The sequence below is a fragment of the Phytohabitans sp. LZ39 genome (genome assembly GCF_059359075.1).
In genome coordinates, this window is the sequence record NZ_JCADBM010000055.1 from 1 (window position 1) to 2447 (window position 2447).

Genomic DNA, 2447 nt, shown 5'->3' on the forward strand with positions numbered 1-2447 from the left:
GCGGGCGCAGAAGTTCACCTGGAACGCGGACGGCACGCCCAACTTCGGCACCCCGGTCAACAGCGGCGTGGCCATCCCGGTGCCGTCGGGTGAGCCGGCGTCCTGACGTCTTGTTGTTTTGCGGTTTGTTGTTTTCGCGGTCGCCGGCGGCCTCAGCGCTGAAACTCCTGGCGCACGATGCCACCGGCGACCGCGCACCACGTCGCCAGGTCGACTTTCCCGGTGGGCTCCAGGCCGTGCAGGCGTTGCACCTTACGCACGGCGTCGCGGGTGGCCACGTCGAACGTGCCGGTCAGCTCCACCGGGTATCCCTTGGGGCGCAGGATGCTCTGTAGTCCGAGCACGGCGTCGCCGGTCGACCGCGCGTCCAGCGGCGGCACCAGCGCGTCCCAGGTGCCGCCGAGCACCTCGCCCAGCCCGGCGGCCGGCATGCCGTGCGCGACCTGGAAGTCGTTGACGGCCGCGACCGTGGTGGGATCGAAGGTGCCGGTCGGCTGCACCTGGTACCCGTGTGTCCGCAGTAGATACTGGGTGAGCCGGACCACCGGGCCGGTGCTGGGGGAGAGGATGTTGGGCCAGGTGCGGGCCGGGATCGCCGACGGACGCTGGCCCAGCGCGCGTGCCACGTCGCGCCGCACGCGCGGAAAGAGCTTGTAGAACTCGATGCCGGGGCACTGTGTCTCGCGAAAGTCCCAGTGTCCGAAGAGGACGTGCGCGCCCAGCCCGTACCGCCGGCAGATCTCCACGCAGAGCGCGGTGAGCCCGGTGAGCAGCGAGCGCGGCGGCGCCTCCTCGACGTAGATGCCCTCGTTCTCGATGCCGATCGCGCGACCGTTTTCACCCGGCGAGTGGGCGCCGACGACCTGCTGGGTGCCACCGCGCAGCGCGGCGAGGCTGCCCGCCCGGCCTTCGAGCACGAAGCCGCCACGGCTGACCGTGAAGTGCTGGCCGCTGTCGAGCCAGCCGTTGCCGTCCATGTGCAGGTTTTGGATGTCGCGGGCGAGCCAGATCGCCTGGTTGACCGAGTAGTCGGTGCTGTTCGGGTAGGCCGTGTGGTGGATGACGACCTTCTGCGTGGTGCCGGTGTTGAGCGTGGGCGTGCCCGACGGCGCGCGGGCCGCCCAGGACGTGCCGGTGATGATCTGGTCGACGAACGGCTGCTCGGTGTCGCTTGTGGACACCGGCGCGGCCTGGGCGGTGGCCGGGATGGTCAGGCCGCCGGCGGCGGCCGCGGCGACACCGGTCTTCACGAGGGTACGGCGGTCGAGGGTCATGGCTCGCTCCTGGTGGCGGTTTTTGCCGACGCTTTGGACCACGCGTGAAGGATATTGCCAGTCGCCGGTGTGTCCGGTCAATCGCCACGTCCGAATCCCGCCAGCATCGCGGCTCTTCCGGGGGCAGGCTGTAGGCATGTCCACTGTGTTCACGACCCTCGACACGCCCATGGGTGCCCTGCTGCTGGCCGGGGAAGGCGGCGTGCTGACCCGCGTCACGTTCGGCCGCCCGGAGCCCGCGTGGCGCGCCGGCGACCTCCCGGAGGCGACCGGCCAGCTGCGCGCCTACCTCGCCGGCGAACGCCACGACTTCGCGCTGCCGGTGCGGTCGGCCGGCACCCCGTTCCAGGAGCGGGTGTGGGCGGCGCTCGACGAGATCCCGTACGGGCGGACGCTCACGTACGGCGCGCTGGCCGAGCGGGTGGGCGCACCACGCGACCGCATCCGCGCGGTGGCCGCGGCCGTGGGTGCCAACCCGCTGCTGATCGTGCGGCCGTGCCATCGGGTGGTGGGGGCGGACGGCTCGCTGACCGGGTACGCCGGAGGGCTGTCCGCCAAGCGCGACTTGCTGACGCTGGAGGGCGCGCTACAGACCGCGCTGTTCTAGAGACCTTTCGGAGTTGGGGTTACCGCGGTCGCGGGCTCGATTCAAAGGCAGATTTGAGCTACCGCGATGTCCGTCGTGGTCCCGACCGCTGCGCGGGGCCCCCGGGGAAACGTGGAGCGCAGCGGAGCGTTTTCTTGGGGTGCATTTCCCGCGGCCTCACCCGTCCGCCGCTGGTCACGCTCACCCCGCGCACGGTCGTTTGTCCACAATGCCCCGTGCCGAGGCGACCGGCACCGGACCGGACAGAGGCACTGTCACCACAGGTAACCGCCGCGGCGGTGTGAACAGGATCCCGATGCCAGATCTTGGAGAGTTTGGGCGCCATATCAACCCTAGGTCTCCTAGATCTGGAAGCCCGACCCCCGATGCTGGTGACGCTGCGTCAGGATGTCGTTGGTAGGGGCTTGTCCCGCGCAGCTGGCAGTGGACGGCCGGGGATTTCGGGCTCGCCTTTCCTCTTGTCGGCGGCGACAGCGTCGAGCGGCCTTCGTCGCCGCCAGTAGCCACCGAGACGGCATCCGCGGCGCGAGCTTCGAGATCTAGAACGGTTAGGGCGCTATATCAGC

The 2447-nt window shown here is 70.2% G+C and carries 2 protein-coding genes; one reads left to right on the forward strand and one right to left on the reverse strand.

Annotated elements, in window-relative coordinates; all coding sequences use genetic code 11:
- Nucleotides 1–152: 152 nt before the first annotated feature.
- On the reverse strand, nucleotides 153–1274 hold the full coding sequence (locus tag AC5L36_RS45290) for a peptidoglycan recognition protein family protein (protein ID WP_441220982.1): 1122 nt from the start codon (nucleotides 1272–1274) through the stop codon (nucleotides 153–155).
- A 136-nt stretch (nucleotides 1275–1410) separates the two neighbouring features.
- Between AC5L36_RS45290 and AC5L36_RS45295 the strand changes: the two genes are divergently transcribed.
- The gene (locus tag AC5L36_RS45295) at nucleotides 1411–1881 is read left to right on the forward strand and encodes a methylated-DNA--[protein]-cysteine S-methyltransferase (protein WP_441220984.1); all 471 of its coding nucleotides are present in this window, start codon (nucleotides 1411–1413) and stop codon (nucleotides 1879–1881) included.
- The last annotated feature ends 566 nt before the right edge of the window (nucleotides 1882–2447 follow it).